This window comes from Pseudomonas sp. GW823-FHT02C02 (genome assembly GCF_058797635.1).
The window spans coordinates 516,626-542,774 of record NZ_JBXAJV010000001.1 but is presented as its reverse complement, the minus strand read 5'-3'; the positions used below and the strand labels follow the sequence as shown (position 1 = coordinate 542,774).

Annotated in this window: 22 protein-coding genes and 1 riboswitch; of the genes, 15 read left to right on the top strand and 7 right to left on the bottom strand. The window is 61.7% G+C overall.

From position 1 onward, the window contains the following. Nucleotides 1-80: 80 nt before the first annotated feature. Nucleotides 81-294, top strand: a riboswitch (cobalamin riboswitch). Nucleotides 295-394: 100 nt separating this feature from the next. The 5 genes from cobW to AC1ROI_RS02370 all read left to right on the top strand — a co-directional run bounded on the left by cobW (nt 395) and on the right by AC1ROI_RS02370 (nt 8,968). Further along, nucleotides 395-1,456, top strand: coding sequence for a cobalamin biosynthesis protein CobW (gene cobW, locus AC1ROI_RS02390; protein ID WP_102595006.1), 1,062 nt, complete (start codon nt 395-397; stop codon nt 1,454-1,456). 3 nt (nt 1,457-1,459) lie between these two features. Then, entirely contained in the window at nt 1,460-5,341 is a 3,882-nt protein-coding gene (cobN, locus tag AC1ROI_RS02385) for a cobaltochelatase subunit CobN (RefSeq protein ID WP_102595005.1), read from the top strand. Nucleotides 5,342-5,490: 149 nt separating this feature from the next. Beyond that, nucleotides 5,491-6,489, top strand: coding sequence for a magnesium chelatase ATPase subunit I (locus AC1ROI_RS02380; protein ID WP_102595004.1), 999 nt, complete (start codon nt 5,491-5,493; stop codon nt 6,487-6,489). 53 nt (nt 6,490-6,542) lie between these two features. Beyond that, nucleotides 6,543-7,154 carry a vWA domain-containing protein gene (locus AC1ROI_RS02375; RefSeq protein ID WP_102595003.1) on the top strand — a complete coding sequence of 204 codons (612 nt, stop codon included), beginning with the start codon at nt 6,543-6,545 and terminating at the stop codon, nt 7,152-7,154. Nucleotides 7,155-7,321: 167 nt separating this feature from the next. Further along, the gene (locus AC1ROI_RS02370; protein ID WP_102595002.1) at nt 7,322-8,968 is read left to right on the top strand and encodes a phospholipase D-like domain-containing protein; all 1,647 of its coding nucleotides are present in this window, start codon (nt 7,322-7,324) and stop codon (nt 8,966-8,968) included. 113 nt (nt 8,969-9,081) lie between these two features. Here AC1ROI_RS02370 and poxB read toward each other — a convergent pair whose 3' ends face one another. Together poxB and AC1ROI_RS02360 are read right to left on the bottom strand one after the other, a co-directional pair. Continuing rightward, entirely contained in the window at nt 9,082-10,806 is a 1,725-nt protein-coding gene (poxB, locus tag AC1ROI_RS02365) for a ubiquinone-dependent pyruvate dehydrogenase (protein ID WP_102595001.1), read from the bottom strand. A gap of 83 nt (nt 10,807-10,889) precedes the next feature. Next, a complete protein-coding gene (locus tag AC1ROI_RS02360) occupies nt 10,890-12,113 on the bottom strand; it encodes an NADH:flavin oxidoreductase/NADH oxidase family protein (protein ID WP_102595000.1) in 1,224 nt (407 codons plus the stop codon). 77 nt (nt 12,114-12,190) lie between these two features. On the opposite strand from AC1ROI_RS02360, the gene AC1ROI_RS02355 reads away from it, so the two are divergent. Further along, on the top strand, nt 12,191-12,595 hold the full coding sequence (locus AC1ROI_RS02355) for a MerR family transcriptional regulator (protein ID WP_010460898.1): 405 nt from the start codon (nt 12,191-12,193) through the stop codon (nt 12,593-12,595). Here AC1ROI_RS02355 and AC1ROI_RS02350 read toward each other — a convergent pair. Then, a complete protein-coding gene (locus AC1ROI_RS02350; protein WP_077747692.1) occupies nt 12,592-12,849 on the bottom strand; it encodes a DUF2790 domain-containing protein in 258 nt (85 codons plus the stop codon). The two genes, AC1ROI_RS02355 and AC1ROI_RS02350, sit on opposite strands and share 4 nt — an antisense overlap. A gap of 63 nt (nt 12,850-12,912) precedes the next feature. Beyond that, the gene (locus tag AC1ROI_RS02345) at nt 12,913-14,451 is read right to left on the bottom strand and encodes an MFS transporter (RefSeq protein ID WP_102594999.1); all 1,539 of its coding nucleotides are present in this window, start codon (nt 14,449-14,451) and stop codon (nt 12,913-12,915) included. Between the two features lie 164 nt (nt 14,452-14,615). On the opposite strand from AC1ROI_RS02345, the gene AC1ROI_RS02340 reads away from it, so the two are divergent. Then, nucleotides 14,616-15,482, top strand: a complete 867-nt coding sequence (locus AC1ROI_RS02340; protein WP_102594998.1) for a LysR family transcriptional regulator — start codon at nt 14,616-14,618, stop codon at nt 15,480-15,482. 104 nt (nt 15,483-15,586) lie between these two features. On the opposite strand, the gene AC1ROI_RS02335 is transcribed toward AC1ROI_RS02340, so the two are convergent. Beyond that, nucleotides 15,587-16,027, bottom strand: coding sequence for a thioredoxin family protein (locus AC1ROI_RS02335; protein WP_010460892.1), 441 nt, complete (start codon nt 16,025-16,027; stop codon nt 15,587-15,589). 344 nt (nt 16,028-16,371) lie between these two features. On the opposite strand from AC1ROI_RS02335, the gene AC1ROI_RS02330 reads away from it, so the two are divergent. From AC1ROI_RS02330 to AC1ROI_RS02295, 8 genes are all read left to right on the top strand, one after another. After that, complete coding sequence (locus tag AC1ROI_RS02330) at nt 16,372-17,220, top strand: transporter substrate-binding protein (protein WP_010460890.1); 849 nt, start codon at nt 16,372-16,374, stop codon at nt 17,218-17,220. Between the two features lie 52 nt (nt 17,221-17,272). Next, nucleotides 17,273-17,935, top strand: coding sequence for an amino acid ABC transporter permease (locus tag AC1ROI_RS02325; RefSeq protein ID WP_008015908.1), 663 nt, complete (start codon nt 17,273-17,275; stop codon nt 17,933-17,935). Between the two features lie 9 nt (nt 17,936-17,944). Then, a complete protein-coding gene (locus AC1ROI_RS02320; protein WP_077747697.1) occupies nt 17,945-18,607 on the top strand; it encodes an amino acid ABC transporter permease in 663 nt (220 codons plus the stop codon). After that, the gene (locus AC1ROI_RS02315) at nt 18,604-19,395 is read left to right on the top strand and encodes an amino acid ABC transporter ATP-binding protein (protein WP_077747698.1); all 792 of its coding nucleotides are present in this window, start codon (nt 18,604-18,606) and stop codon (nt 19,393-19,395) included. Before AC1ROI_RS02320 ends, AC1ROI_RS02315 begins: the two co-directional genes overlap by 4 nt. 32 nt (nt 19,396-19,427) lie before the next feature. Then, the gene (locus AC1ROI_RS02310; RefSeq protein WP_010460883.1) at nt 19,428-19,817 is read left to right on the top strand and encodes a RidA family protein; all 390 of its coding nucleotides are present in this window, start codon (nt 19,428-19,430) and stop codon (nt 19,815-19,817) included. 157 nt (nt 19,818-19,974) lie between these two features. After that, the gene (locus tag AC1ROI_RS02305) at nt 19,975-20,739 is read left to right on the top strand and encodes an IclR family transcriptional regulator (RefSeq protein ID WP_010460880.1); all 765 of its coding nucleotides are present in this window, start codon (nt 19,975-19,977) and stop codon (nt 20,737-20,739) included. Nucleotides 20,740-20,778: 39 nt separating this feature from the next. Continuing rightward, nucleotides 20,779-21,996 (top strand): amino acid deaminase, encoded by a 1,218-nt coding sequence (locus AC1ROI_RS02300; protein ID WP_102594997.1) that lies wholly within the window; start codon nt 20,779-20,781, stop codon nt 21,994-21,996. 141 nt (nt 21,997-22,137) lie between these two features. After that, a complete protein-coding gene (locus tag AC1ROI_RS02295) occupies nt 22,138-23,073 on the top strand; it encodes a sugar kinase (protein WP_083376588.1) in 936 nt (311 codons plus the stop codon). Nucleotides 23,074-23,194: 121 nt separating this feature from the next. On the opposite strand, the gene AC1ROI_RS02290 is transcribed toward AC1ROI_RS02295, so the two are convergent. Continuing rightward, nucleotides 23,195-23,470: a peptidylprolyl isomerase gene (locus tag AC1ROI_RS02290; RefSeq protein ID WP_007898282.1), complete on the bottom strand. Its 276-nt coding sequence runs from the start codon at nt 23,468-23,470 to the stop codon at nt 23,195-23,197. 65 nt (nt 23,471-23,535) lie between these two features. Continuing rightward, a complete protein-coding gene (locus AC1ROI_RS02285) occupies nt 23,536-26,073 on the bottom strand; it encodes a PAS domain-containing hybrid sensor histidine kinase/response regulator (RefSeq protein ID WP_077747701.1) in 2,538 nt (845 codons plus the stop codon). Between the last annotated feature and the right edge of the window lie 76 nt (nt 26,074-26,149).

The window sequence follows — 26,149 nt, the reverse complement described above, 5'->3', positions numbered from 1 at the left end:
GCTGTCCCGCAGGAGCGAGGCGTGCCCGCGAAGGCGCCGGTGAGAGCGCCACAAGACATTGACCCGCCCCCACACCATGCGTAGCCTTGCGCTTTCGAGGTTCTTCGGCATTTGCCGAAGCTAAGAAGGGAACGCGGTCGATGCCGCGGCTGCCCCCGCAACTGTGAACGGTGATGTTCGCTGCCACGCCACTGCAAACCCTGTGCAACGGGTTCGCGGGAAGGCGCAGCGAATGCCAGGTCCATCGACCGGCACACCGTCAGCCAGGAGACCTGCCTCGACACAGATTCTCACTACAACCGGGCGGGGTGATCCGGTGGCGAACTCTTCCGCGCGCGCATCCGTCGCAGCGATTGTCGTCCCGTATGCCCGCCACCTTGCCAAAGGGCATCCGATGAAAACACTGGCCAAACTCCCCGTCACCATCGTTACCGGCTTCCTCGGCTCGGGCAAAACCACCTTGCTGCGGCACATGCTCGACAACGCTCAGGGCCGCCGCATTGCGGTGATCGTCAACGAGTTCGGCGAGCTGGGCATCGATGGCGAAATCCTCAAGCAGTGCTCCATCGGCTGTACCGAAGAAGAGGCCAACGGCCGCGTCTACGAATTGGCCAACGGCTGCCTGTGCTGCACCGTTCAAGAAGAATTCTTCCCGGTGATGCGCGAATTGGTCGCCCGTCGCGGCGATCTCGACCACATCCTCATCGAAACCTCGGGCCTGGCCCTGCCAAAACCGCTGGTGCAAGCCTTCCAGTGGCCGGAAATTCGCAGCGCTTGCACCGTTGACGCGGTCATCACCGTGGTCGACAGCCCGGCCGTCGCCGCTGGCACGTTCGCCGCGTTCCCGGATCGGGTCGATGCCCAGCGCAAACTCGATCCGAACCTGGACCACGAATCGCCGTTGCACGAGCTGTTCGCCGACCAACTGGCCAGCGCCGACCTGGTGATCCTCAACAAGGCCGACCTGATCAGCCCTGAAGATCTGGCCCGGGTGCGCCTGGAAGTCGCCGAAGAACTGCCACCGGCCGTCAAAGTCATCGAAGCCAGCAGCGGCCGCGTGCCACTGGACGTGCTGATCGGTCTCGGTGCCGGTTCCGAAGAACACATCGACAGCCGTCACAGCCATCACGATCACCACCACGAAGGTGAAGACGATCACGACCACGACGCCTTCGACTCCATTTCCATCGAATTGCCCCAAGCCGACGAAAGCCTGCTGCTGGACGCGCTGACCCAACTGGTGGTCCAGCACGGCATTCTGCGGGTCAAAGGTTTCGCGGCGATTCCGAACAAACCGATGCGCTTGCTGATTCAGGGCGTGGGCACACGTTTCGACAAGCACTTCGACCGTCAGTGGGGCATCGATGAAGCGCGCAACACGCGTCTGGTGTTGATCGGTCAGGAGCTGGACGCCACGCTGCTTGAAGCGCAATTGCGCGCCGCGCTCAGCGTTTAAGCCATGCACCTGCTCAGGACCCAGCCCGGCGGTTTCGTGTCGGATGACAATATTGCCGACCTTGGACAAACCCCCGCCGAGCTGGTGATCCTGTGCAGCGGCGATTCCAGCCTGGCGCTGCTCGCCGAAGCGGCGCAGCAGTTGCCGGACGATTACCCGAGCGTGCGCCTGGCCAACCCGATGCAAGTGCAGAATCACGCGTCGGTCGACCTGTATGTCGACGAAGTGTTGCGCCATGCCAAGGTCATTCTGATTTCGTTGCACGGCGGCATCGCCTATTGGCGTTACGGGGTCGAGCGTCTGGTGGAGCTGTCCCAGCGCGGTGTTCAGCTGATTCTGGTGCCCGGCGATGACCGCCCGGACCCGGAACTCAGCGACCTGAGCACCGTAACCGCCGCCGACCGCGACCGGCTCTGGCAGTTTTTGCGTCAGGGCGGCATGGCCAATGCCCTGGATTTTTTCCGCTGCCTGGCCAATCGCTGGCTGGATCGCGATTACGCCTGGGCCGAGCCGCAAACCCTGCCGCGCACGGCGATATACCACCCGCAAAAGAGCCCCGCCGACCTTCACGATTGGCAAGCCGATTGGCAGGCCGGTCAACCGGTGGCGGCAGTGCTGTTCTATCGATCGCATTTACAGGCGGCGAACACCGCGTTCATCGATGTTTTCTGCCAGCGTTTGCAGGCGGCGGGTTTGAATCCGTTGCCGATTGCTGTGGCCAGTCTGAAAGAACCCGGCTGCCTGACGGTGGTCGAGGACCTGCTGGACGACGTCGAGGCGGGGGTGATCTTGAACACCACCGGTTTCGCTCAATCCAGCCCCGAAGCGCCGCATCTGCGGCCGTTTCGACGCAACATTCCGGTGATCCAGGCGATCTGCGCCCAAGACAACGAGCCGGGTTGGCTCGCCAGTGAACAGGGCCTCGGCCCCCGTGATCTGGCGATGCACATCGCGTTGCCGGAACTGGACGGACGGATCATCAGCCGGCCGATCAGCTTCAAGGACCTGGCGTGGCGCAGCGAGCGCAGTCAGTCGGACGTGGTGTGCTATCGGGCGCAACCGGAGCGCATGGATTTCGTCGCCGAACTGGCGCGGCGCTGGATCGATCTGGCCCGGGTACCGAACAGCGAAAAACGCATCGCGCTGATCCTCGCCAACTACCCGACCCGTGACGGGCGCATCGGCAACGGTGTCGGCCTCGACACCCCGGCCGCCGCGCTCAACATCCTGCGGGCGCTGCACACCGAAGGCTATCCGCTGCCTGCCGGGTTGCCGGACAGCGGCACTGCGTTGATTCAACAGTTGCTTGGCGGCGTCAGCAACGACCTCGACACCCTTGATCAGCGTCCCTGCGCGCAAAGTTTGGCGATGGACGACTATCGGCTGATGTTCCACCAATTGCCCAAAGCCAATCAGCAAGCGGTGCTGGAGCGCTGGGGCACGCCCGAAAGCGATCCGATGTGCCGTGACGGCCGCATGATGGTCGCCGGGCTGCGCTTTGGCCTGACCTTCGTCGGCATTCAACCGGCGCGGGGTTATCAGGTTGATCCGAGTGCGGTGTATCACGACCCGGACCTGGTACCGCCCCACGGCTACCTGGCGTTCTACTTCTGGCTGCGCCATACCTATGGCGCCCACGGCGTGATCCACGTCGGCAAGCACGGCAACCTCGAATGGCTGCCGGGCAAAGGCGTCGGGCTGTCGGAAAACTGCTGGCCGGATGCGCTGCTCGGGCCACTGCCGAACATTTATCCATTCATCGTCAACGACCCGGGCGAGGGCGCCCAGGCCAAGCGTCGCACCCAAGCGGTGATCATCGACCACCTGATGCCGCCGCTGACCCGCGCCGAAACCTACGGCCCGCTGCGCAACCTCGAACTGCTGGCCGACGAGTATTACGAAGCGCAATTGCTCGATCCGCGCCGCGCCCGAGAGTTGCAGCGCGACATCCTGCAACTGGTGCGCGACACGCACATCGACCGTGAACTGCAACTGGACGAAAAGCTCAACAGCGACGTCGATGCGGCGATCTGGTTGCCACGGCTGGACACGTACTTGTGCGACTTGAAAGAGTCGCAGATCCGCGATGGCCTGCACATCTTTGGCGAGTCGCCGACCGGGCGCTTGCGCATCGATACGTTATTGGCGCTGTTGCGCATCCCCCGTGGCGACGGTCGTGGCGCGCAATCAAGCCTGCTGCGGGCGTTGGCCAAAGCGTTTGAACTGGGGTTTGATCCGCTGGATTGTGCGTTGGCCGAGCCATGGACCGGGCCGCGTCCTGTGGAACTGCAATCGCTTAATGAGGAGGCCTGGCGCACCGCCGGGGATACCCGCGAACGCCTCGAACTGTTCGCTGCTCAACTCATTGCGCAAACTCTGAATACCAACGCCGAACCTCATGGGAACGAGCCTCTGTGGCGAGGGAGCTTGCTCCCGTTGGTTCGCGAAGCGGACCCAGAAAGTGGGACTGCTGCGCAATCCAGCGCGATGATGCAGCATTCCGACAAACTCCCAGCGGGTTGGTCCGACGTCCGCGCCATCCTCGACAGCCTGCGCGAAGTCGTCGCCCCGCGCCTGGACGCCTGCGGCCCTGCAGAAATGCGCGGCCTGCTCGATGCCCTGAGCGGTCGTTTCGTCCCGGCCGGCCCCAGCGGCGCGCCGAGTCGCGGTCGTCTGGACGTGCTGCCGACCGGGCGCAATTTCTACTCGGTGGACGTGCGCAACCTGCCAACCACCACGGCGTGGCGCATCGGTTTCCAGTCGGCCAACCTGATTCTCGAACGGCATCTGCAAGACCACGGCGATCACCTGCGTCAGCTCGGCCTGTCCGTCTGGGGCACCGCGACCATGCGCACCGGCGGCGATGACATCGCCCAGGCCATGGCGCTGATGGGCGTGCGTCCGGTCTGGGCCACCGGCAGTCAGCGGGTCGACGACTTTGAAATCCTGCCACTGAGCTTGCTCGACCGTCCTCGCGTGGATGTGACCTTGCGCGTGTCCGGATTCTTTCGTGATGCCTTCGCCAATCTGATCCGCCTGTTCGACGCTGCCGTGCAAGCGGTCGCCGCGCTGGACGAGCCGGACGATCTCAACCCGTTGGCCGCCAAAGTGCGCGCCGAACGTGAAGCACTGATGCAATCGGGCCTTGATGAAGACGCGGCCAAGCGTCAGGCCGGTTGGCGCATCTTCGGGGCCAAGCCCGGTGCTTATGGCGCAGGCGTGCAGGGCGCCATCGACGGTCGTCTGTGGCAAAGCCGCGAAGATCTGGCCGAGGTTTACTTGAACTGGGGCGGCTACGCTTACGGCGGGTCCGATGAAGGCACCGCCGCCCGCGAACAATTCGCCCAGCGTCTGAGCCAGGTGCAGGCGGTGCTGCAAAACCAGGACAATCGCGAGCATGACCTGCTTGATTCCAACGACTATTACCAATTCCAGGGCGGCATGCTCTCTGCCGTGGAAAGCCTCAGCGGCGAAGCGGCGGCCAGTTACCACGGTGATCACAGTCAGCCGGACTTGCCGAAGATCCGCACCTTGAAGGAAGAGTTGAACCGGGTGATCCGCTCCCGGGCGGCGAATCCGAAGTGGATCGACGGCGTGAAGCGTCACGGCTATAAAGGCGCATTCGAATTGGCCGCGACGGTCGATAACCTGTTCGCGTTCGACGCCACGACCCAGTTGATCGACGATCATCAATATGCGTTGCTGGCGGATGCGTATTTGCTCGATCCGGCAACCCGGGATTTTGTGCGTGAGCATAATCCGCATGCGCTGCGCGACATGACCGAGCGCATGCTCGAAGCGCAGCAGCGGGGAATGTGGCAGGAACCGGGCGCGTATCGCGAGGCGCTGGAAAACCTGTTGCTGGACATAGAAGAAGACGGCTGATACACCGCAAACCCCGTAGGAGCGAGGCTTGCCCGCGATGAGGCCTTCACATTCAATAGTGATATCGACTGAATAGACGCCTTCGCGGGCAAGCCTCGCTCCTACAGGTACAAAGTGTGCCTGCTACAGACCATGACCGAGTATTGAAGATGACCGACACCCCGCATTTCCCGCTCTCCGCCGTGGTCGGCGCCGACGATCTGAAGCTCGCCCTCTATCTGACCGCCATCGACCCGAAAATCGGCGGCGTGCTGATCGAAGGCCCGCGCGGCATGGCCAAGTCGACCCTCGCCCGAGGCCTGGCGGACTTGCTCGCTAGCGGTCAATTCGTCACCTTGCCCCTCGGTGCCACCGAAGAACGGCTGGTCGGCACCCTCGATCTCGACGCCGCCCTGAGCGAAGGCCGCGCGCAATTTTCCCCCGGCGTACTGGCCAAGGCCGACGGCGGTGTGCTGTACGTCGATGAAGTCAATCTGCTGCCCGATCACCTCGTTGACCTGTTGCTCGACGTGGCCGCCAGCGGCACCAACTTGATCGAGCGCGACGGTATATCCCATCGGCATTCGGCGAAGTTCGTCCTGATCGGCACCATGAACCCGGAAGAGGGCGAGCTGCGTCCGCAACTGCTCGACCGTTTTGGCCTGAACGTCGCCCTCAGTGGTCACACGGCACCGGTCGAGCGTGGCCAGATTATTCGCCGGCGTCTGGATTTCGACACCGATCCCCAGGGTTTCTGCGTCGAGTGGGAAAGCCAGCAGCAGTCCCTGCGTGAACGTTGCCAGAAGGCGCGCGGCGCATTGGCGAGCATCCCCCTGGATGATGCCGCACTGGCGCAGATTACCGAGCGCTGTTTTGCCGCCGGTGTCGATGGCCTGCGCGCCGATCTGGTCTGGTTGCGCGCGGCCCGTGCCCACGCCGCATGGCGAGGGGCGGGCGCCATCGCCGAGGAAGACATCGACGCCGTCGCCGAGTTTGCCCTGCGTCATCGTCGTCGCGAGCAATCGCCACCAGCGCCGCCCCACAATCAGTCGCCCTCGGCGCAATCTTCCAGCCCGAGCGAAGGCCAGGGCCAATGGGGCGAAATGCCCGCTCAGGCCCTGCCGGTCGGCGCCCGACGTGAAGTGCCGAGCTGGCCAAAAAAGCCCTAGGCATTCGCCCTCGATCTGACGCGGGGGCGAATGCCAGACCCCGCGCAGGCCGACTGGATAACGGTAAACAGGGCAAGCGTCACGCTGCGCGCAGTGGCTCGATCAACTGGCCCGGCACTTTGCTCAATGGTCGGCCGCGTCAACGCAAAGATGTGCTGTTCCAGCTGCGCACACGTTCCTCCCATGAGCTGTGGCTGGTGATCGTCGACGCATCGGCCTCGACACGCCGTCATCAGGCGTTGAGCGATGCCAAGGGTTTACTTGCGCAAGTGTTCGACGATGCGTACCGCCAACGCGCGCGCCTGGCCTTGTTGACCGCCAGCGGTCAGGCGCCGAAGTGGCAGGTGCAAGGCTTGAAAGCGTCGGCGGGGTTGCGTGCCTGGCTCGATGGCCTGGGTGCGGGCGGCGGCACGCCGTTGTTGGCGGCGCTGGGTGAAGCGGGGCGTTGGCTGGCGGCACGGAAAAAACGCTTTCCGGCGGAACAGCAAAGGCTGCTGCTGGTGACCGATGGGCGATTGAAGGACTGGCCGGGGTTGCCGGTGCTGGACTGCCCGGGGTTATTGATTGATATCGAGCGCGGGCCGATTCGGTTAGGTCGGGCCAGACAGATGGCAGCAGAGTTGCAAGCGGATTATCGCCACATTGATGAGCTGGTTTCAGGCTGAGGACTGTGTTGTCTGCAAAGGCCCCATCGCGAGCAGGATTTGTTTACGCCGCAGATCCCTTGTGCGAGCGAGCCTGTACCCGATGGCATCACCCGGGTCCCGGAGAATCATGGTGAATCCGCATCGCTCCCCTATGCTCTGAGTGCATTCGATCAAAGGAGTGAATCATGCGCGCACTTGCCGTTAACCATCAGAACGATTTCCGCGTCAAAGCCTATGCCGGCACCAATGGCGTGCTGTTGGCCATGGATGTGGCCGAACCCCGCCGCAAAGGTCTTCTGGGTTTCGCCATCGAAAAGCAGCAGGGCAGCAAACCCTGGCAATTTCTCTTCAACAGCCTGACGTTCCCGGGCAAGACCCATACCTTCCCTCAATACCACGCCACCCCCAGCAATATCGCGCCTTTGCAGAAATTTCGCTGGGCCGATTACGCGGTCAATCCGGGGCTGACGATCCAATACCGTGTCTATCTGGCCTACGGCAGCGCCGATGCGCCGCAACTGGGCGAATCCCTGGAGGTGACGGTCACTTCCGATGACGGCCATCCCGGCAACCAGAGTGTCAATTTCAACCGCGCCGTGGCCGCCAGCCAGGCGTTCCAGCGCAAGTTTCCAGAGCTCGACGCGCTCCTTGGCGGCAAGGAAAGATTGCCCCTTGAATCCTGGCCCGATGCCCCGCGCCGATGGCTGGAAAACGGTCTGCTCGGGCGTTTGCTGGGGTTTATCGAGCGTGCCGTCGGCAGCGAATGGGCACTGGATGTCGCCATCTACGAATACCAGTTACCGGTGATTGTCGAGGCGGTGAACGCGGCGCGGGAGCGCGGGGTGCACGTTCGCGTTCTGTATCACGCGCAACCGGGCGAAGACACCACCGCCTTTAACGAGGCTAGCCTGGAAAAGATCCCGGCGGCAAACAAGCGCGGACGCGTCACCCACAGTATTTTCCATAACAAGTTCATCGTCCTGAGCCGGTTCGATGCCGCGGGGCTGCGTCAGCCTGAAGCCGTGCTCTGCGGCAGCACCAACTTCACGCCCAACGGCATCTACCGTCAGGCCAACGTGGTGCATGTGCTGGACGATGCTCGGGTCGGCGCCCGTTATCTGCAAACGTTCGAGCAGGTCTGGGGCACACCGGCGGATGTCGGTGCCGCGCGGCAGTGGATTACCGAACACAACCCGATGGACCCGAGCCAACCGTTGTTCGCCGGATTCTCCCCGCGCTCGGGTCAGGGCGACTTGCATGAGTTCGTCGACATCATCAATGCGGCGAAGAAAGACCTGCTGTTCGTCACTGCCTTTACCTTGCCCGACGCCATCCTCAACGCGTTGCTCGGTAAGCCCCACGACGACATTCTGCGCTACGGCCTGCAGAACTCCGTGAGCAAGATCACCGGTTTTCACGCCGACCGTAGCGCCGAATTCACCACGGTTGCGTTGCTCAATACCGGCCTTGAAGGCTGGCTCCTGGAAAGCAAGGAAGGACAGAAGGGCAACCTGCTGGTGCACACCAAAGCGATCGTCACGGATTTCACCAGCGATACGCCAACGATCATCAGCGGCAGTCATAACCTCAGTGCGGCGGCCAGCAACAGCAATGACGAGAACTACCTGATCATCCGCGGCGATACCGACCTGGCGGACCGTTATGGTCTGGAGTTGCTGCGGTTTTATGAGCATTACCGGTTTCGCTATTACGCGAAAAAACTGGCGCTAAAGCAGGTCCAGCCGTTGGCGGCGGATGACAGTTGGACGGATGATTATTATGTCGAGGGGAATTTGCGACAGTTGTCGCGATTGCGTTTTTCCGGGCGGTAATCGTTAGCCTCACGGGGGCCCATCGCGAGCAGGCTCGCTCCCACACTGGATCTCGGGCGTTCACAAATCCTGTGCGAGCCTGCTCGCGAAGGGGGCGATGCGGTCCAAGCGCGTCAGCGGAACAGATTAGTACGCGCCAACTCAATCACCTCATCCCCACGCCCGCTCATCACCGCTTTGAGCATGTACAAACTGAACCCTTTGGCCTGTTCCAGCTTGATCGTCGGGGGCATCGCCAGTTCCTGGGTCGCCGTCACCACGTCCACCAGCACGGGCCCGTCATGCGCCAGCGCGCGGCGCAAGGCCGGTTCCAGCGCTTCGGATTCCTCGACACGAATCCCCAGGATCCCCATGGCATTGGCCATCGCCGCGAAGTCCGGATTGTGCAGGTCCGTACCGGTGTCCAGCAGCCCGCTGGATTTCATTTCCATGGCCACGAACCCGAGCGAGGCATTGTCGTAGACGATGATTTTCACCGGCAGCTTGAGTTGCGCCAGCGAAATGAAGTCCCCCATCAACATGCTGAAGCCGCCATCGCCAGACAGCGAAATTACCTGCCGCCCGGGAAATGACGCTTGCGCGCCAATGGCCTGGGGCATCGCGTTCGCCATGGAACCGTGGTTGAACGAGCCCAGCAATCGGCGCTTGCCGTTCATTTTCAGATAACGTGCGGCCCAGACGGTCGGCGTGCCCACGTCGGCAGTGAAGATCGCATCGTCATCGGCCAGCTCACTGAGCAGGCGAGTGAGGTACTGCGGATGAATCGGCCGACCCGGCGCCGACGGTTGAGCCAGGTCATCCAGCCCCTGACGGGCCTTCTGGTAGTGCTTGAGGGATGACTCAAGAAAGCTCCGGTCGCCACGATAAGGCAGGCGCGGCAGCAACGCGGCGAGGGTTTCGCCTACATCGGCGGCGATGCCCAGATCCAGCGTGGTCCGCCGTCCGAGGGCTTGCGGGTCGTGGTCGATCTGAATGATGGTGGCGTCGGAGGGGTAGAACTGGCGATAGGGAAAGTCAGTCCCGAGCATCACCAGCGTGTCGCAGTTGAGCATCGCGTGATAACCGGAGCTGAAGCCGATCAGCCCGGTCATGCCGACGTCGAACGGATTGTCCCACTCCACGTGCTCCTTGCCGCGCAACGCATGCACCACCGGCGCGCCGAGGGCGTCGGCCAATGCCACCACCTGATCGTGGGCACCCGCGCACCCGGCGCCGCACATCAGCGTCACGGCGTTGCTTTCACTCAGCAATTCGACCAGCCGATCCAGGTCGTGAGGCGCGGGCAGGGTGCGAGGTTTGGACAGCGCCGGCCAGGGTTTGAGGTTGTCTTCGACCTCCTGCAGCGCGACGTCGCCGGGAATCACCACCACCGCGACACCGCGATTGAGGATGGCACTGCGCATCGCCCGATGCAGCACCTGGGGCATCTGCGCCGGGCTGCTCACCAGCTCGACGAAGTGGCTGCATTCCTTGAACAGTTCCTGCGGGTGGGTTTCCTGAAAGTAATTCAGGCCTACTTCCGAAGAGGGAATCTGCGCCGCGATGGCTAACACCGGCACATGGTTTTTATGGCAATCGAAGAGCCCGTTGATCAAGTGCAGATTGCCCGGCCCACAGCTGCCAGCGCAGACCGCCAGTTCCCCGGTAACCGCCGCATCGGCGCCGGCCGCGAACGCTGCAACTTCCTCGTGACGCACGTGCATCCACTCGATGCTGTCCATGGTGCGCAGGGCTTCGGTCAGGCCATTGAGGCTGTCGCCCGTCAGGCCCCAGATGCGTTTCACACCTGCTTGTTCGAGGGTGGTCGCCAGTTGCTGGGCAAGGGTGATTTTCGCCATGGGGTGCTCCAGTGGTTAATGAATGGTCCTCAGGGTTAAAAGAGGACAACGCTGCGGCAACCATGACTCACCCCGATTTGAGATTACTTGCCCATCGCCTGCCGGTACTGACGCGTGCGCCGGGCGAGATACAGCTGATCAACGATCAACGCCCATAGCGCTGAAACCTGTGGCCGGGTCTTGCGTCCGCGGCTCAGGCGATTGAGCTGGAACTTCACTACGGCCATGTTCGCCAGGGCGGCCAGCGGTTTACGTTTCCAGAGGATCGGCGGCAACTGCGGGTGGCTGTTCTGGCCTTCGCGCCAGCGTTTCACCAGCTGCGGTTCAATGGCGAGCGCCGTGCCGATACCGGCCATGGCGATGCCGCTGTCGAGCACCTGTTCGACGATGGCCAGACGTCGAATCCCACCCGTTACCATCACTGGCATGCTCGCAACACTGGCCAGTTCGCCGGCCATTTCCAGAAAGTACGCTTCCCGGGCCAGGGTCCTGCCGTCGCGGGCATCGCCTTGCATGGCTGGTGCTTCGTAGCTGCCCCCAGAGAGTTCGAGCAAATCCAGTGGTTGGTCGTTGAGCCACTGGATCACTTGGCGGGCGTCGTCAGCGTCGAAACCGCCGCGCTGGAAGTCTGCCGAGTTGAGCTTTACCGAGACGCAAAACTGAGGCGACACCGCTTGGCGAACGGCGCTGACCACGGCCAGCAACAGCCGGGCGCGATTCTCCAGGGAGCCGCCCCACTGGTCAGCCCGACGGTTGGTCAAGGGCGACAGAAACTGGCTGATCAGGTAGCCGTGTGCCGCGTGAATCTGCACGCCGGTGAAACCGGCTTTTTCTGCAAGGGCGGCACTGGTGGCGAAGCGTTGGATAACCTCGGCGATATCGCTTTCCGACATCGGTTTGGGCTCGGCAAACATCTTGGAAAAAGAACCCAGGTCCAGCGCCACGGCGGAGGGTGCCCAGGCTTGCTGACCGAGGTTGGCCATGATCTGGCGCCCGGGATGGTTGAGCTGCATCCACACATGCGCGCCACCGGAGCGGCCAATGGTGGCCCACTGACGGAACAGCTCAAGATGGCGCTCGTCTTCCAGCACGACACCTGCAGGGCTGGTCATGGCGCGGCGATCGATCATCACGTTGCCGGTCAGCAACAGGCCCGTTTCACCTTCGGCCCAAGCCTGATACAACTTGAGCAGCGCAGTAGAAGGCGCTTGTCCGGTATCGGCAAGGTTCTCATCCATCGCAGCTTTGGCGATGCGATTGTCGAGGGTCTGGCCGTTGGGTAACTTCAGCGTTTGAAAGGGTGACATGCTTGACTCCTCATCAGTAATGCGAAGAGGCTAAGCTTAAAGTTAACTTTAATGTCAAGCAGGCAAATGAGGCCGAGATGAAGATTGGTGAATTGGCGCAATTGAGCGGGTTGAACGCGTCGCGCATTCGGTTCTACGAGGCTCAAGGCCTGATCCGGCAAGTGGAGCGCATGGCCAACGGCTATCGGCGTTACCCGCCGCAAGTTCTGCAAACCCTGAAGATTATTCAGTGCGCACAGCAGGCCGGGTTCAGCCTCGACGAGCTCAAGTTATTGTTGCCGGACACCGTAACAGGCGAGTTCGACGACGATGCACTGGTGGCGAGCCTTGGGCGCAAAGTCGAACAGATCGAAGCGATGCAACTGCACCTGGCGCAAAACAAGGCGCAGTTGCTGGGGTTGATCGAGAACATCCAGACGCGGCCCGAAGGAATGGCGTGCGGTGAGAATGCCGAGCGAGTGCTGGCGTTGATCCAGCATTAATTTTGACCGAGGCAGTTATCGCCAAAGGCCTGGTAACGCAGGACATGGGTGGTGCCCGCGGTATCAATGTAAGTCATCTCCCGCGGCAGGGGGCCGCAACCATCGTCGCGGGTCATGTTAAGCACTTTGGCGATATGGAGCGGCGTCGAGTACTTGTAGTCCTCGACTTTCGGCGTGCTGGAGTTGTCGACGGCGGCGGCCGCTGCAACACCGCTCAGGCTGATGAGAAACAGGGCGGACAGAATGCGTTTCATGATGGGGCTCTCATAATGACTACTGAACGATTTCAGTGGCAGTACGACGAGCCCCGTTGGGGTTTATTCCAGGCTCAGGGAAAAACTTTTCGGCGCAGGGATCGGATTGCGCATCAGCGTGCCGACCACCAGTGCCCCCAGCAGGGCCAGCAAACCAGCGACCAGAAGCAGCAGGCTGAAGCCGCCGACGAAGGCCTGACGCGCCAGTGGCTCGACCAACGCACGCGCTGTTTCCGGCAGCAGGTTCATCGCCGCCGTCATGTCTCCGGCGACCACCCGTGAGGCAATGCCCTGGGTCTGGCCGAGCCATTGCGGACCCTGTGTCGACAGGCTGGTGCGCAACAGCAATTCGGTGTGGCTGGACAGCAGCGCGCCAAAGACACCGATGGCCAGCACGATCGCGCTGAAACGCATGGTAGTGCTCATGCCTGAGGCCATGCCGGTGCGCTCGCGAGGCACGCAGGCCATGATGTTCTTTTGCGTGTCGCCATTGAGCAGGCCGGCACCGGCGCCCGTCACGGCGATGGCCAGTGCGAAGGGCAGGTAGCCGCCGCTGCTGACGGCCCAGGCGCTGAGCAGGTTGCCGCTGCCGACCAGGGTCAAACCCGTCGCCATCAGCGTGGCTGGGGCAAGTCGATTGGCCAGCCGAGCGCCGATGCGCGGGCAAATCAACATGGTCACGGCAAACGGCAACATCCCCAGCCCCGACGCGATGGCCGAGAAGCCCAGGCCGTTTTGCAGGTAGAACGGCAGCAACGTCATCATCACCTGAGCGCAACCGGCGTAGGCAAACATGCCAAGGAGGGCGCCGATGAAACGCGGATGCCTGAACAATTTCAGGTCGACCATCGGCCGCTGTTGCATCCGCTCAATCAGTACAAACAGCCCCAATAGCAGCGCGCCCCCGATGATCCGGGCGTAGGTGAGCGGGTTGCTCCAGCCGATTCGATTGGCTTCGATCAAGCCCCAGATCAGGCACAGCAAACTCGCACTGAACGCCAGGCTGCCCCAGGGATCGAGTCGCGCCGATTGGGGGTCCCTGGATTCCGGCACGGCGCGCCATACCATGAACATCAAGAACGCGCCCACCGGCAGGTTGAGGTAGAAGATCCAGCGCCAGCCAACATATTCGGTGATCAGCCCGCCGACCGTCGGCGCAGCGGTCATCGCCACGCCCATGCACGCACCCCAGAACGCCCAGGCCTTGGCCCGTTCGACTTCATCGTGAAAGGTGTGGCCGATGGAGGCCAGGGCCGAGGTCAGCAACAGTGCCGCGCCGACACCCTTGACCGCCCGCGCAATGTCAAGGAACAACGCCGTGGGCGCCGCGCCGCAACCGATGGAGGCAAGGATGAAAACCCCCAGACCCCAGAGCAGGGTTTTCTGCCGGCCAAAGCGGTCGGCGATGCTCCCGGCGGGCAGCAACAACGCTGCGAACGCCAGCATGTAGGCGCTGACCACCCATTCAATGTCGGCAAAGTTCGCGCCCAGGTCCCGTGCGATGGTCGGCAGAGTGACGGCGACGATGTTGGTGTCGAGCACGATCAGCGAGCACACGCCGGAGGCCGTCAGCAGCGTCAGGCGCGGACTGACCCGGGTCATGACGTGATTGCCTTTTGGGCAAGGTCGTTGATCGTGGCGGCGCAAAGGTGTTTGACGTACATGGCGTTGGCTCTCTACTGTGATTGCCATTGAGCTTATCGCGGTCGATTGTCGGCTCTGTTAGCCCGGCACCGGGACTTCATTACCTTTGAGCTAATGCACCCATGGACATACGGCATTTCCGCTACTTTCTGGCCGTTGCCCGGCAAGGCAACTTTACCCGCGCCGCCGAACAACTCGGTATTGCGCCGCCGACCTTGACCCGGCAGATCCAGGACATGGAGAACGAACTCGGCACGCGACTGTTCGTGCGCCAGACACGTGAAGTCAGCCTGACCGAGGCCGGCGCGGCGTTAATGATCGAAGCCGAGGCGACGGTGCGGCAATTCGAGTACGCCCAGCACAATGCCCAGCGGGCCGGACGCGGGGATATTGGCCATATCGAACTCGGTTACGTGGCGTCGGCGGTGTACTCGGGGGTGCTGCAAAAACAGGTGCAGGCTTTTGGTCGTGAATGCCCGGACGTCAGCTTGAATGTTCGGGAAAGTCCTATGGCGTCATTGCCAGCCATGGTGGTCGAGGGGCGATTTGATGTGGGCTATGTCCGCTCACCGATGACCCTGCCCGACGGACTGGAGGCTATTCGTCTGGACTCAGAAGGCTTTGTGCTGGCGCTGTCCTCCGAGTCCTGGTTGTGCCGACTGCCAGAGATTGCTCCGGAGCATCTGCAAAACGAGACGTTCATCCTGCCAGAACAAATCAGCGGCACTTTGCAAGTCGCCGCCGAGGGCGGGTTTGCACCGAAACTGGGCGCGCAGCCGGGCGGTCTGGTGGCGGTGATCGCGCTGGTTTCGCTAGGGCAGGGCGTGACAGTTGTGCCGGCGTCGGTGGTCGGGCATGTCGGGTTGCCCGGTGTGTTGTACCGCACGATCAAGGGCTGCGAGGCGACGTCGTGGTTGTCGTTGATTCATCGACGGTTCGAGAAATCGGCGGCGGTGTCCAGGTACATCGAGCAGGTCAAAAATCGCTAAGGCCAAAAGCTTTCGCGAGCAGGGATCTTGTGAACACTGAAGATCCAATGTAGGAGCGAGCCTGCTCGCGAAAGCAATCTACCCAACGCCACCAATGCCCCAACCTAACAGCAAACCCGACGATTCAACCGCTCAGTGGCACGAGGCACCGTGCACAGCCGGCGCAAGGTCCGTCGCAACCATGTGAGATCGTGCGTCGGCTTACGCTTCTCCCTCGCCGGTTTCACCCTGCCAATGTGCCTGGCGAAATCCTCTTTCAACGTTTGTTCGGTTCCAATCCCTTTGAGCTTCTTCAGCAGTTTACCGTTCTGATAAAACAGCACGGTTGGAGTTCCGGTGACGTGCGGATGCCGAGGCGACTCAATGGTGTTCAGCATGTAGACGTGCGCGTGATGCCGATAGGCCTCGGCAACCTGACGGAAGATCGGCCCGGCCATTTCGCAGGCCGGACAGTGCTGGCTGCCGAAGTACAAGATCACCGGACGCCAGGTTTTCAGGGCTTTGCGGTAAGTCGGGGCCAGCGTGTTGTGGGCAGCCGAGCGCATGGTGAACTCCTTTTTTCACTGTGCATTGAGTGTCTGTCGACGGTAAAGGAGCGGAGACGGGTGGGTCTACTGTCAGAAATTACAGGTAACACGCTGCCCCAATTTGAACCGCCTCAAGACGAATGTGGTGCAAGTACCCGAACCGTGTAGCTAACGGTAGCGTTCGTTCCCCTGTGCGTTTCGTAACGTGCATTTTTAACGTTCACCCATCCATTTGATTCAAAACACTTTCCAATCTCCCCGACATTCCCCTCGCAACCTGTGGCACACTTTCTGCTGTCTATTCCGTTGTTACACACCTATGTCCGGTATAGCGGAATAAACATCACCCTGGAGTGCTTGCCATGCAACGCCGACCTTCCTTGTTTAAAGCGTGTATTTTTCTTGTCGCTGCTTCGGCTGCTGCCATGGGCGTGGCCCAGGCGGCGGACAGCAAGCTCGATAGCGTGCTGGCCCGCGGGAAACTGATTGTGGGCACGGGCAGTACCAATGCGCCGTGGCACTTCCAGGGAGCGGATGGCAAGTTGCAGGGGTTTGATATCGATATCGGGAAAATGATTGCCAAGGGTTTGTTCAATGACCCGACCAAGGTTGAATTCGTGGTGCAGTCGTCCGATGCGCGGATTCCCAACCTGCTGACGGACAAGGTCGACATCAGTTGCCAGTTCATCACCGTGACCGCCAGCCGTGCCCAGCAAGTGGCGTTCACCCTGCCTTACTACCGCGAAGGTGTCGGACTGCTGCTGCCGGCCAACAGCAAGTACAAGGAAATCGAAGACCTCAAGGCCGCCAACGACAGCGTGACCGTGGCGGTGCTGCAGAACGTGTACGCCGAAGAGCTGGTGCATCAAGCCTTGCCCAAGGCCAAGGTCGATCAGTACGACAGTGTTGATCTGATGTATCAGGCCGTGAACTCCGGCCGTGCCGACGCCGCCGCCACCGATCAATCGTCGGTGAAATACCTGATGGTGCAGAACCCTGGCCGCTATCGCAGCCCGGCCTACGCCTGGAGCCCGCAGACCTACGCCTGCGCGGTCAAGCGCGGCGATCAGGACTGGCTGAACTTCGTCAACACCACCTTGCATGAAGCCATGACCGGCGTTGAGTTCCCGACTTACGCGGCGTCCTTCAAGCAATGGTTCGGCGTAGACCTGCCGACCCCGGCCATCGGTTTCCCTGTCGAATTCAAATGATCCCGTGAGAGCGGGGCGCCGATGACGCGCCCCGTTCAAGGTACTGCTGACCATGAACTATCAGTTGAACTTTGCCGCCGTGTGGCGCGATTTCGACACCTTGCTGGCGGGGCTCGGTCTGGGCCTTGAGCTGGCGCTGGTGTCGATCGCCATCGGTTGCGTGATCGGCCTGATGATGGCGTTTGCTTTGCTGTCAAAGCACCGTGCATTGCGGGTGCTGGCGTCGGTGTATGTGACGGTGATCCGTAATACGCCGATTCTGGTGTTGATTCTGTTGATCTACTTCGCCTTGCCGAGCCTGGGGATCCGGCTGGACAAGATCCCGTCCTTCATCATCACCCTGTCGCTGTACGCCGGGGCGTACCTGACTGAAGTGTTCCGTGGTGGCTTGTTGAGCATTCCCAAGGGGCAGCGTGAAGCGGGCCTGGCGATCGGGTTGGGCGAGTGGCAGGTCAAGGCCTACGTCACCGTGCCGGTGATGCTGCGCAATGTGTTGCCGGCCTTGTCGAACAACTTCATTTCGCTGTTCAAGGACACCTCGCTGGCCGCCGCGATTGCGGTGCCGGAGCTGACTTACTACGCACGCAAGATCAATGTCGAGAGCTACCGGGTGATCGAAACCTGGCTGGTGACCACAGCGCTCTATGTTGCGGCCTGTTACCTCATTGCCATGATGCTGCGTTACCTCGAGCAGCGTCTGGCGATCCGCCGATAGGAGGCCACCATGTACGAATCCCCCAGTTGGTTGCATGAGTTATGGGTGGCGCGGGAAGTTCTGTGGCAGGGCTTTTTGACCAGTGTGCAGGTCTCGGCCCTGGCGATTTTGCTGGGTACGATGGTCGGTATTGTTACCGGTCTGGTGCTGACCTACGGCAAGTTCTGGATGCGCGCACCGTTCCGGTTTTACGTGGACATTATTCGCGGCACACCAGTGTTTGTACTGGTGCTGGCCTGCTTCTACATGGCGCCCGCATTGGGCTGGCAAATCAGCGCGTTTCAGGCCGGTGCCTTGGGGCTGACGCTGTTCTGCGGCTCCCACGTCGCGGAGATTGTGCGCGGCGCGTTGCAAGCGTTGCCCAGTGGCCAGATGGAGGCAAGCAAGGCCATCGGCCTGACGTTTTATCAGGCGCTCGGCTACGTGTTGTTGCCCCAGGCGTTGCGGCAGATCCTGCCGACCTGGGTCAACTCGTCGACCGAAATCGTCAAGGCGTCGACCTTGCTGTCGGTCATCGGTGTGGCGGAATTGTTGCTCAGCACGCAGCAGATCATCGCGCGCACCTTCATGACGCTGGAGTTTTACCTGTTCGCCGGATTTCTGTTTTTCGTCATCAACTACGCCATCGAATTACTCGGCCGGCACATTGAAAAGCGGGTGGCCTTGCCATGACTCAACCTCAAGTTTCAACACAGAACCAGGCCCTGCTGGACATTCGCGGCCTGCACAAACAGTACGGCAAGCTTGAAGTGCTCAAGGGCGTCGACCTGACCATGCAGCGCGGCAACGTGGTCACGCTGATCGGCTCCAGCGGCTCGGGCAAGACCACGCTGCTGCGTTGCGTGAACATGCTCGAAGAATTCCAGGGCGGGCAGATCGTGCTCGATGGCGAGTCCATCGGCTATGACGAGGTCAACGGCAAGCGCGTGCGTCACCCGGAAAAAGTCATCGCCCGGCACCGGGCAATGACCGGCATGGCGTTCCAGCAGTTCAACCTGTTCCCGCACCTGACCGCGCTGCAGAACGTCACCCTTGGCTTGCTCAAGGTCAAGAAACTGCACAAGGACGAAGCGGTGGCGCTGGCGGAGAAATGGCTGGAGCGGGTTGGCCTGCTGGAGCGTCGTGACCACTATCCCGGCCAGTTGTCCGGCGGTCAGCAACAGCGCGTGGCGATTGCCCGGGCGATTGCGATGAACCCGAGCCTGATGCTGTTCGATGAAGTGACCTCGGCCCTGGACCCGGAACTGGTCGGCGAAGTGCTGAACGTGATCAAGGGCCTGGCCGACGAAGGCATGACCATGTTGCTGGTTACCCACGAGATGCGTTTTGCCTTCGAGGTCTCGGACAAGATCGTCTTCATGAACCAGGGGCGGATCGAAGAGCAGGGGCCTCCCAAGGAGCTGTTCGAACGCCCGCAATCGCCGCGTCTTGCCGAATTTCTCAAGAACACGCGGTTTTAATTTTTATATTTTTTCGATCAGGAGAAACACTCATGAGCATTACTCGTTACGGCACCGGCAGCACCGCCGCTGGCGGTCAGCCTCGCCCTTTCGCCCGAGCCGTTGAAGCCGATGGCTGGCTGCACGTTTCCGGGCAGGTGCCGGCGGTGGACGGCGAGATCATTACCGGTGGCATCGTCGAGCAGACCCACCAGGCCATGAAGAACCTGATCGCGATTCTCGAAGAGGCCGGTTATGGCCTGGAAGACGTGGTGCGTGCTGGCGTGTGGCTGGAGGATCCGCGGGATTTCACCAGTTTCAACAAGGTCTTCTCCGAGTACTTCAAAAGCGAGCACGCACCAGCCCGGGCCTGTGTGCAGGCGAACATGATGGTCGATTGCAAGGTCGAGATCGACTGCATCGCGTACAAGAAAAAGGCCTGAGCCTAATGATCGATCCCACGCTCTGCGGGGGAATGCAGCCCGGGGCGCTCCGCGTCGCAAAGCGGACGCAGAGCGTCCATTGAGGCATTCCCACGCCAAGCGTGGGAACGATCATTAGCGGTAAACTCCCCGGCGAATTTGTATGGGAACCACTGACATGACCGAAGACACCATCAAGCGCCGGGCTCGCGGTCTGGACCGGGCGTTCGATATCCTCGATTTCCTCAAGGAAGTCGGCAAACCGCTGCGCCCGAATGAAATCGCCAGCGGCATCGACAGCCCGAAATCCACGATCTACGAACTGGTCGCTTCCCTGCTGGAACGTCGCATTCTCGAACCCGTGGGCAAGGACGGTCACGTCTACCTCGGCCGTCAGTTGTACTTTCTCGGGCAAGCGCATTTGCGCCATTTCGACCTGACCCGCGAAGCCGATCACGCTTTGCAGGACATCGTCAGCCAGACCCATGAAACCGCGCAGATGTGCCTGCTTAACGGGCGCAAATACACCGTCGCGCTGATGAAAGAGGGCGAGCGGCATTTCCGTATTTCCTCGGACATCGGCGAGAACGCGCCAATCCCCTGGACTGCGTCCGGGCGCCTGCTGCTGGCGCACCTGAGTGATCAGGAGATCATTGACCTGATCGACCACGACGACTTCATCCTGCCCGACGGCGAACGCCTGCCGCTGGAGCAGTTTCTCAAGGAAATCCGTCAGGCCGGTATCGATGGCTTCTTCTCTTTCGATAGCGTCGCCGACACCTTCACCCATTGCTTCGCCGCCCCGGTCAAAGACCCGAGCGGCGTGGCCATTGCGACCCTGTGCATCGTCGCCCCACGGGACGACGCCAAGAACAATTACAACGACTATCGCCGGGTGCTGATCGACAGCGCCAATAGCCTGGCCCGGCGTATCAACGAATAAAAGCGGCTGTCTGCAGCCGCGAATGTGAGGAGTTCGACCATGTCTTCTGCCCAAAACACTGCCGCTGTGGAAAAGGGCTTTGCCCAGACTGGCGCCAATCTCGTGCGCGACGTCAGCCTGCCTGCGCTGGTGCTGCACCGCGAAGCGCTGGAACACAACATTCGCTGGATGCAGGCGTTTGTCAGCAACAGCGGCGCGGAACTCGCGCCCCACGGCAAAACCAGCATGACGCCCGCGCTGTTCCGGCGCCAACTGGACGCCGGCGCCTGGGGCATCACCCTGGCCAGCGCCACGCAAACCCGCGCGGCCTATGCCCACGGTGTGCGTCGGGTGCTGATGGCCAACCAATTGGTCGGTACGCCGAACATGGCGCTGATCGCCGATTTGCTGGCGGACCCGACGTTCGACTTCCATTGCATGGTCGATCACCCGGACAACGTCGCTGACCTGGGCGCGTACTTCGCCTCGCGCGGTGTGCGCCTGAACGTGATGATCGAGTACGGCGTGGTCGGTGGTCGTTGCGGTTGCCGCAGTGAAACGGAAGTGATCGCGCTGGCCAAAGCCATCAACGCCCAACCGGCGCTGGCGCTGACCGGCATCGAAGGCTACGAGGGCGTGATCCACGGTGATCATGCGGTCACAGGCATTCGTGAATTCGCCGCCTCCCTGGTGCGCCTGGCCGTGCAGTTGCAGGACAGCGGCGCCTTTGCGATTCCCAAGCCGATCATCACCGCGTCGGGTTCGGCCTGGTACGACTTGATCGCCGAATCCTTCGAAACGCAGAACGCGGGTGGACGTTTCCTCAGTGTGTTGCGCCCCGGCAGCTACGTGGCTCACGACCATGGCATCTACAAGGAAGCGCAATGCTGCGTGCTCGACCGCCGCAGCGATCTGCACGAGGGCCTGCGCCCGGCGCTGGAAGTCTGGGCGCATGTGCAGTCGTTGCCGGAACCGGGTTTTGCGGTGATCGCCCTGGGCAAACGCGACGTCGCCTACGACGCGGGGTTGCCCGTGCCGCTGCTGCGTTACAAGGCCGGCGTGGTGCCTGCCACCGGCGACGATGTCAGCGCCTGCAAAGTGACGGCGGTGATGGACCAGCACGCGTTCATGACCGTGGCGCCGGGGGTTGAGCTGCGGGTGGGCGACATCATTTCGTTCGGCACTTCGCACCCGTGCCTGACGTTCGACAAGTGGCGCACGGGGTGTCTGGTGGATGAGCAGCTGAACGTCATCGAAACAATGGAAACCTGTTTCTAAGGCTTCGGACCGAGGCGCGGCCTTCGCCAGCAAGCCGGCTCCTACAGGGATCTTGTGAACACTGAAGATCCAATGTGGGAGTGAGCCTGCTCGCGATGGCATCCTCCCAGACAACACCGCAATACCAGAGACCCCACAACAATGAACACCATCAACACCCTCGGCCCCAACACCCCGCGCATCGCCTTGATCGGCGAATGCATGATCGAGCTGCAACAACGCGCCGATGGCACGCTGCAACAGAGCTTCGGCGGCGATACCTTGAACACTGCGGTCTACCTGTCCCGGGAACTCGGCACCCGCGGCATCGTCGATTACGTCACTGCACTGGGCGACGACAGTTTCAGCGATGCCATGTGCCAGACCTGGGCCGACGAACACATCGGGTTGGGCATGGTTCAGCGCCTGCCCGGGCGACTGCCCGGTTTGTACTGCATCCAGACTGATGCGGCGGGCGAGCGCCGCTTCCTCTATTGGCGTAACGAAGCGGCCGTGCGCGACTGCTTCACCACCCCGGCCGCCGCGCCGATCCTGGCCGCGCTGCCGGATTACGACGTGCTGTATTTCAGCGGCATCACCCTGGCGGTGCTCGGCGTGCAAGGTCGGGTGAAACTGCTGGAAACCCTGATCGAGGCCCGTCAGCGGGATGCGCGGATCGTGTTCGACAACAACTACCGGCCACGCTTGTGGGCGTCAGTCGAAGAGGCGCGGGCGGCTTATCGCAGCGTCTTGCCCTATGTCGATCTGGCGTTGCTGACCGTCGATGACGAGCAGGCGCTGTTTCATTTTTCCGATGGCGAGGCGGTGTTTGCCGCTTACGAGCAGATTGGCACCCCCGAAGTGGTGCTCAAGCGTGGCGCCGAGGCGTGTCTGATTCGCTGTGATGGCGAGTCGTTCGAGGTGCCCGCGCAGAAGGTCGAGCGCGTGGTGGACACCACGGCGGCGGGGGATTCGTTCAGCGCGGCGTATTTGGCCAGTCGGCTCAAGGGTGGAAGTGCGGTTGAGGCGGCCGAGGCGGGGCATCGGTTGGCGAGTCGGGTGATTCAAGTGCCTGGAGCACTGATTCCCAAAGATTGAAATAAGCTTTTGTGGCAAGGGAGCTTGCTCCCGTTCGGGTGCGCAGCAGCCGTAAATTGGGGCCGCTACGCAGCCCAGCGGGAGCAAGCTCCCTCGCCACAGGGCCTTTAAGCCAAACCCATCAATCCCGGTAAAACACCTGCACCAAGTGATACCCGAACTTGCTCTTGATCGGTCCATGCACCACCCGCAGCGGTTTTTTGAAGATCACCGCGTCGATCACCCCGACCATTTGCCCGGGCCGCACTTCACCCAGGTCGCCCCCGCGTTTGCCGGACGGGCAGGTGGAATACTTCTTGGCCAGCACATCAAAGGCTTCGCCCTTGGCGATGCGTTGTTTGAGCTGCTCGGCTTCTTCCGAGGTTTTCACCAGAATATGGCGGGCTTGAGCTTTCATGGGGGCATACCTTGCAACGGTGGTGGCTATGTTGATGCCAGCGGGGCGCGCGATTATGCCTCAACTCACTCCGGTTGGCCGATCATCGTGCGAATCTTGTTGGCCAACAGGTCAATGGAAAACGGTTTGGCGACCATGTCCATGCCTTCTTCCAGGAAGCCTTGGCGTTCGGCGGCTTTCTCCGCGTAACCGGTCATGAACAGGACCTTGAGTTCGGGACGGTGCTGGCGAGCGATCTCTGCCAGTTGCCGACCGTTCATGCCCGGCAGGCCTACGTCGGTCACCAGCAGATCGACCCTCAGGTCGGATTCCAGCAAGGGCAGGGCGGTCTTCGCATCCTCGGCTTCGTGGGCGTGATAACCCAGCTCGTTGAGCAGGTCGAGCACCAGCATGCGCACCGCCGGATCGTCTTCCACCAACACCACGGTTTCGCCGGCAATCGCCGCCGGAGCCTCGCCCGTGAACGGCAGCAGTACTTTTTCCGGTTCCGTGGCGTGCAATCGGGGCAAGTAAAGGCGAACGCTGGTGCCCTTGCCCGGCAAACTGAACAGGCTGACATGCCCGCCCGACTGCTGGGCGAACCCATAAATCATCGACAACCCAAGGCCGGTACCCTGGCCGATGGGTTTGGTGGTGAAGAACGGGTCGAACGCCTTGGCCAGCACCGACGGTGTCATCCCGGTGCCGTTATCGCTGACGGCAATCATCACGTAATCCCCGGCCTTGACCGGTTCCAACGTGGTGATGTCGCTGCCGTCGAGGTAAACGTTGGCGGTTTCGATCAGCAACTCGCCGCCATCGGGCATGGCGTCCCGGGCGTTGATGACGAGGTTGAGCAGAGCGTTTTCCAGTTGGCTGACGTCAGTGCTCACCGGCCAGACCTCGCCGGCCAGCAGCAGTTTGAGTTCGATGTGATCGCCCTTGGTCCGGCTGAACAAGTCTTCCAGGGAGTGCACCAGGTCATTGGCGTTCAGCGGCCGGCGATCCAGCGACTGACGCCGGGAAAACGCCAATAGCCGATGGGTCAGGGCGGCGGCACGATTGGCCGAGGACACCGCGGCTTCGGTGAAACGGCCAATCTCGGCGGCGCGCCCTTCAGCGATATAGCGCTGCATCAGATCGAGGCTGCCGATGATCCCGGTCAGCATGTTGTTGAAGTCGTGGGCGATGCCGCCGGTGAGCTGCCCGACCGCCTCCATTTTCTGCGCATGGCGCAAGGCGTCTTCCGCGCGTTCACGCTCGAACATCTCGTTTTGCAGCCGTTGGTTGGCTTCGGCCAACTGCTGGGTGCGGGCCGCGACCCGTTCCTCAAGGGTATCGTTGAGATTGCGCAGGGCTTCTTCCGTCTGTTTGCGCTCGGTTTCGTCAATGACAAAGATGTAGAAACCATTCACCGTGCCGTCGGCACCGTGGCGCGGCAAGTAATTCATCAAGGCATGGCGGTTACTGCCGTCCCGGTGCGGGGTATTGATGCTGAAACAGCAAGACTTGCCCGTCAGCGCCAGGGCAATGTGTTCGGCGCGCAAGGCATAGGCTTCCTCGCCCAGCACTTCACGAATGGTGCGGCCATAGAGTTCCTGCGGTGTCAGGCCATACCAGTCCAGATAAGCGGCGTTGTTCAAGCGAAAGCGTTCCTCGCTGTCCACGTAGCTGATCAGGATGGGCATGGCGTTGATGATCAGCTGCAACTCGGTCTGGCTCTGGCGCAGGGCTTGCTCGGTGAGCTTGCGTTCGGTCAGATCCAGCGCGGCGCCAAGGAAGCGGATCGGCCGGCCATGGTGGTCCTTGTAGCAGCGACCGCGGGCAAACACCCAGCGCAGGTGACCGCTGGGTTGCAGCAAGCGATATTCCTCGGCGTATTCGGTGCCGTGGGTGATGGAATATTTGATGCTGCGGGCGACCATGGCGCGATCTTCCGGGTGCACGGCCTGGAGGTAGGCGCTGATGGGCAACTGACTGGCGAGCAGTGGGTCGATGTTGTGCAGTTCGGCGAAATGCGCATCGGCGATGAAGCGATCTTCGCCGATGTCCCAATCCCAGGTGCCGACGGCGTCGGTGGCCGCCAGCGCCAGTTGCAGGCGCTGTTCGGTTTCGTGCTGGGCCTTGAGACTGGCGGCCGACCGCTGTTCCAGTTCCAGCGCGATGCGTCGGCGTTCATTGGTTTCGATGGCGGTGACCAGAATGCCAGCAACCTCAGCGTTTTCATCGCGGATCGGGCTGTAGGTCAGGTCCAGCCAGAAGTCGGAATCACCTTCGTCGCGTTGCAAGGTAAAACGTTGTTCGCTGTAGGTACGCACCTGGCCTTGTAGGACAGCGCTGTAAATGGGGCTGGTAAAGTCCTGAAGTTCTGGCCAGATTTGGTGCGTCGGTTGTCCGAAAGCGTGTGGATGCTTGCTGCCGGCGAGGAGGGCGAAGCCGTCGTTGTAGATCTGCGTGAGGTGCGGCCCCCACAGCAACAGCATCGGCATCGGTGAATGAATCACGATGTCCACGGCAGTGCGCAGGCTCTGTGGCCAGGTGCTGGCAGCGCCCAGCGGGGTGCGTGTCCAGTCCAGTCTGGCGATCAAGGCCTGTGCATCGCTGCCCGTCAGTGTTGCGTTCATCAAATTGTCCTGCACTTAAGTCGGTGGCGCGGCGTCTACTATCCTTGCAGGGCGGTAGACGCTGGATGACCTGCCA

Excerpts from the sequence above, each read along its gene's own strand:
- cobW (WP_102595006.1), top strand. The coding sequence starts at position 395 with ATGAAAACACTGGCCAAACTCCCCGTCACCATCGTTACCGGCTTCCTC.
- cobN (WP_102595005.1), top strand. The coding sequence starts at position 1,460 with ATGCACCTGCTCAGGACCCAGCCCGGCGGTTTCGTGTCGGATGACAAT.
- AC1ROI_RS02380 (WP_102595004.1), top strand. The coding sequence starts at position 5,491 with ATGACCGACACCCCGCATTTCCCGCTCTCCGCCGTGGTCGGCGCCGAC.
- AC1ROI_RS02370 (WP_102595002.1), top strand. The coding sequence starts at position 7,322 with ATGCGCGCACTTGCCGTTAACCATCAGAACGATTTCCGCGTCAAAGCC.
- poxB (WP_102595001.1), bottom strand. The coding sequence starts at position 10,806 with ATGGCGAAAATCACCCTTGCCCAGCAACTGGCGACCACCCTCGAACAA.
- AC1ROI_RS02360 (WP_102595000.1), bottom strand. The coding sequence starts at position 12,113 with ATGTCACCCTTTCAAACGCTGAAGTTACCCAACGGCCAGACCCTCGAC.
- AC1ROI_RS02355 (WP_010460898.1), top strand. The coding sequence starts at position 12,191 with ATGAAGATTGGTGAATTGGCGCAATTGAGCGGGTTGAACGCGTCGCGC.
- AC1ROI_RS02350 (WP_077747692.1), bottom strand. The coding sequence starts at position 12,849 with ATGAAACGCATTCTGTCCGCCCTGTTTCTCATCAGCCTGAGCGGTGTT.
- AC1ROI_RS02345 (WP_102594999.1), bottom strand. The coding sequence starts at position 14,451 with ATGACCCGGGTCAGTCCGCGCCTGACGCTGCTGACGGCCTCCGGCGTG.
- AC1ROI_RS02340 (WP_102594998.1), top strand. The coding sequence starts at position 14,616 with ATGGACATACGGCATTTCCGCTACTTTCTGGCCGTTGCCCGGCAAGGC.
- AC1ROI_RS02335 (WP_010460892.1), bottom strand. The coding sequence starts at position 16,027 with ATGCGCTCGGCTGCCCACAACACGCTGGCCCCGACTTACCGCAAAGCC.
- AC1ROI_RS02330 (WP_010460890.1), top strand. The coding sequence starts at position 16,372 with ATGCAACGCCGACCTTCCTTGTTTAAAGCGTGTATTTTTCTTGTCGCT.
- AC1ROI_RS02325 (WP_008015908.1), top strand. The coding sequence starts at position 17,273 with ATGAACTATCAGTTGAACTTTGCCGCCGTGTGGCGCGATTTCGACACC.
- AC1ROI_RS02320 (WP_077747697.1), top strand. The coding sequence starts at position 17,945 with ATGTACGAATCCCCCAGTTGGTTGCATGAGTTATGGGTGGCGCGGGAA.
- AC1ROI_RS02315 (WP_077747698.1), top strand. The coding sequence starts at position 18,604 with ATGACTCAACCTCAAGTTTCAACACAGAACCAGGCCCTGCTGGACATT.
- AC1ROI_RS02310 (WP_010460883.1), top strand. The coding sequence starts at position 19,428 with ATGAGCATTACTCGTTACGGCACCGGCAGCACCGCCGCTGGCGGTCAG.
- AC1ROI_RS02305 (WP_010460880.1), top strand. The coding sequence starts at position 19,975 with ATGACCGAAGACACCATCAAGCGCCGGGCTCGCGGTCTGGACCGGGCG.
- AC1ROI_RS02300 (WP_102594997.1), top strand. The coding sequence starts at position 20,779 with ATGTCTTCTGCCCAAAACACTGCCGCTGTGGAAAAGGGCTTTGCCCAG.
- AC1ROI_RS02295 (WP_083376588.1), top strand. The coding sequence starts at position 22,138 with ATGAACACCATCAACACCCTCGGCCCCAACACCCCGCGCATCGCCTTG.
- AC1ROI_RS02290 (WP_007898282.1), bottom strand. The coding sequence starts at position 23,470 with ATGAAAGCTCAAGCCCGCCATATTCTGGTGAAAACCTCGGAAGAAGCC.
- AC1ROI_RS02285 (WP_077747701.1), bottom strand. The coding sequence starts at position 26,073 with ATGAACGCAACACTGACGGGCAGCGATGCACAGGCCTTGATCGCCAGA.